Here is a 4,121-nt window from a genome sequence, read left to right on the forward strand (position 1 = left end):
CGATTACAGCTGGAGTGTAGTAAAATTACTCAACAAATTCCCACAAGTAATTGAAGCAGCCTTCAACAAAAATGAGCCATCTATTATTTCAAAATACGTATTAGATGTAGCACAAGCGTTCAATAAATATTATGGAAATGTTCGTATTTTAGAAGAGAGCGAAGAGAAGGACAGTAGACTCGCATTAGCTTATGCTGTGACGGTTGTATTAAAAGAGGGATTACGTTTACTTGGGGTGGGGGCACCTGAGGAGATGTAAAAAATGATTATAAGGAAACGCTGCAATATATATATAATAAGTGATTTGTAAAAGCGGTTCCTTATTTAATAAGTGAGGTGATGATTTGATTTCTCCAACATATTTTCCGAAAATCCAAGTGAAGGATTATTTAGGGAAAATATATTGGGGATTTTTTTAGCAATAAAATTAGATATTGATCAGTTTTTGAAATTATATATACAATTAATACTATATATATTGATTGTCCTTTTAAATATGAAAGGACAATCAGATGTTGAAAAGGGTATAGGTAGATAAGTAAGTTTTAGTTGGATTGTTGATAGAATGAATAGGGTGGATATAACCAACTGATTGTCCTATTAGGATTTTTGAAAAAGTCAATTCTATGGAAATTGTGCGGAAAGAACTTCATAAAATTAGCTAAACTGAGTTTATGATTTATTATAACTTTTTAAATCTATTTGAAAAATATATCAATAGGTCATTATTAGTGTTAGTATTTAAATATGGTAATAATAAGGAAAATGGTGAAAAGCAATATTGAAAGGAGAAGTATTTAAATGAAACAAATAATTGTGATTCCAGGGATTATGGGAAGTGTATTAAAACAGGAAGGATTAACAGTTTGGCCTAAACTGTTTCCTCCAGAAAACTTTTATGATTGTTTAAGATTTGGAGAATACGATAATCTGATTGCATCTGGTGTGGAACCTAGAACTTACAGTAAACTGGTAGAGAAAATGGAGGGAATTGGTGATGTAGTTACTCCATTTTTTTATGATTGGCGCCAAAACAATTTAAATCAAATACATCTGCTTAAAGAAATGATAGATCCAGATGCGGATGAAATTATTATAGTTGCGCATAGTATGGGAGGAATTATTGCCAAGCTATGTTTGACCTATTTTAAAAACGAGGAATGGGTTCAAAAAGTCAGTAAATTGTTTACCCTAGGCACACCCTGGAAAGGTTCTGCACATGCATATAAAGCCATAAAATATGGAATAAGGGTGCCGTGGGAAACGTTTCCGATTGTATTAAGAAAACGAGACGCAAGAAAAATCGCTCCAACTTTTCCTAGTATCTATCAACTGCTCCCACAACAAATGTATAATCAGCGTTTAATGGAAGAGGATGGGATACTAGCTATTGAATATGATAAGAAACAAGCAGTGGTATGGGAAGATTTTGTAACGCAACACTATAAACCACTGTTAGAGGAAAACAAACAAACATACATAGACGTACTTTGGAACTACTACGAACAACTGGGTGAAGATTTGGAAATTGAACATCATGAGATTATAGGATATGGAAAGAAAACGGTAAGTTCGATTCAGGAGAACTCATTGAATGAGCCAGAAGGGGTATTTCGTAATGGAGATGGAACAGTTCCTATAATTGGTGCAATGTCAGAGGCTCAACATCAATATTTTATTAAGGAAGAGCACCAAGGTTTAGCTAAAAATAGACTTGTATTTCATATCATAGAGAGTGTTTTAGAGGGAAGAGAAATAGAGAATCTTCAAATTCTTCGTACCTATGACGAAGTAAAGGCGAAAGGTTTTAAAGGGAAAGTGGTCAAAATTGCTTGTCCTGTAATGATATCAGTCATAGATAATGAAGGCCAAGTTATCTATGGTAATGTAGGGGTTCCAGATAAAGATGATATAGATGAAATGATTAATCATACATACGAGGTGGAATCTATCGGGACAACGACGTATCTTTTTGTTGAAACAATAGAAGAGGAACAAGGAACGGTTGCCATTGATAAACTACTAGTGGAAGCGTATGGAGAAGGGCCAACTACTATTGCTATTGAAGAATACGAGTCAGGAAAACCTGTAAGGAAAACAACTTTTCCAACATTTACAATTGATAAAAGAAAGAATGCTGAAGTAGACCTTCAAAGTAATGTAGAGACAAGCAGACTTACAATTATAGAGGACGATATAATAAAAGAAACTCTAGAACCTGTCACGTTGGATTTAACGGTGGAGTCAGAAGGTGAGGGGACATCCCCTAAAACAAATTATGAATTGCATGCAAACCAAAGGTTAGAACAGGATGGGAAATATCTTGTGAGTGGTAATATAATGCTAAGTGTTGAGGTCGAAGCAGGCAATTATCCAATAGCTGGTACGTTCTATGCAGTAAATGATGGTCCATATGAGGTTATAAAAACAGGAGAGCCAATCCCCCTTACACTTAAAAACGGAGAAAATAAACTGCGTTTATTCTCGAAGGATTACGCAGATCGCCAAGAGGCTATACAAGAAATTATAGTATACTATGTAGAAAAACAATATCCAAGGATCCATATGAAAGTGTATTCTCATCAATATGTGTTAGAGCTTGAAGAATCAGATATGCAGTTATTCCGATTATTTGGAGCTGGTGAACCACAAGTAGATTTCCGATTTGAAGATAACACAAATGTTACTGGCTATCATGTTGTATATAATGAGATAACACGAGTGGTGGAGGTAATAATTCGTAGTGTCTTTAACGAAGAAAAAAGGAAACAATTAATCATTGATGAGAACGGTATTCTTACTTTGTTTGAAGGAATGGCTACTGAAGAAAACTTTAACGAAGTAATGGGAGGATTAGGACTATTGAGGAACCATACTCAGCCTAAATTAATAAAAATGGATGGGAAAGGAACATACAGAACCATCACAACGGACCATTTACAAAATGCTAAACGTATAGTGGTTGAGAATGATGAAATTAAATTGGAAATTTGTAAAGATATTAGTTATATGGTTTCGTTCCATAATCTAATAGAAGATATTCAATTACAACATGATCAGGTATATGAGTTTGCGTTTAAAGTCATTGAGCCGGAAGGGAATCGGGAAATCCACACTTTGTTGTTAAATGCGTATGTTAAAGCCCAAATGAACGGACAGAACTTTATTTCAAATGATATTTCTATAATGTTTGATGAACAGAGTAATACATATAAAGGAATAATGAATATTGAGGAAATTCGAAATTTTGCAGGTGGATTTTGGAATCCGCAAAAAATGGAAAAAATTGAATTAGTTATTCAACAACAGGGAAGGATACGAAAGGTATTGCGAGTATTACCTATAACGATACGCTAATATATAGAAAGGGTGGACGTAATGAACCTGTTAATCTTAAATGCGTTATTCGTTATCATTTTACTTGTGATAAATAGAGTGATTAAGCGAATCTTCGCAAGGGGTTTTTTTTACGATGTTGGATTTCAGGGGTTTTATATATACGTCTTTTCTCCTTTTGTTCTTGCGTTAGCTAACATTTTGTATTATTTCTTTCAAAAAGAAGGTTTTTCCCTTTTCCTTGCAGTTAGTGCGGTAAGTGTCATTGTAATAGCATTCGTATGTGAAAAGAAAAGGGATAAAGCATCGATTAAAAGATATAGGAATATTGAGTCTAGGCTAACGCCATTAATTGAGCAAGTCTTTCAAGAGTTGAATGTGCAACATGAAATAAAACGTACTACCTTTGTGACAACGGTACAAAAATGCGGTGGATTACAACTCCTTATAACAATAAAAAAAGCAACGACAGAAGAAGCTGACAATCTGTTGAAAGAACATTTGCAGGAATTGTTATTAGAGGAATTTTCTGAATACAAGATAAAGATTGTGTTTGACTATCCCTTTATTCCTAAACACTAAGTAACAAGAGAGAAAATAAATAGATAATTTATTCAAGATACAATCTCTTTATACTTACTTGTCAAAAAGTATAAAAAGAGTTGTTCATTATCTAAATATACTGACTGAATGAAATTTATACGTCTGTGTTCCCAAGTGAGCATTATTGTGTTTTTGTAGATATAAAAATTGAAAATAGTAATAATGTTAAGTGAAATCAAAAG

The 4,121-nt window shown here is 33.5% G+C and carries 3 protein-coding genes; all 3 read left to right on the top strand.

Going from position 1 to position 4,121, the window contains the following annotated elements; all coding sequences use genetic code 11:
- Positions 1 to 259, top strand: a 259-nt coding sequence (locus V7038_RS27540; protein WP_335695942.1) for a DALR anticodon-binding domain-containing protein, incomplete at its 5' end; no start/stop codon positions are given.
- A 542-nt stretch (positions 260 to 801) separates the two neighbouring features.
- Entirely contained in the window at positions 802 to 3,357 is a 2,556-nt protein-coding gene (locus V7038_RS27545) for a lipase/acyltransferase domain-containing protein (RefSeq protein ID WP_335695943.1), read from the top strand.
- A gap of 21 nt (positions 3,358 to 3,378) precedes the next feature.
- The gene (locus V7038_RS27550; protein WP_335695944.1) at positions 3,379 to 3,918 is read left to right on the top strand and encodes a hypothetical protein; all 540 of its coding nucleotides are present in this window, start codon (positions 3,379 to 3,381) and stop codon (positions 3,916 to 3,918) included.
- Positions 3,919 to 4,121 lie beyond the last annotated feature (203 nt).

It is taken from the genome of Bacillus sp. JJ783 (genome assembly GCF_036963225.1).
Classification (GTDB): domain Bacteria; phylum Bacillota; class Bacilli; order Bacillales; family Bacillaceae_G; genus Bacillus_A; species Bacillus_A cereus_U.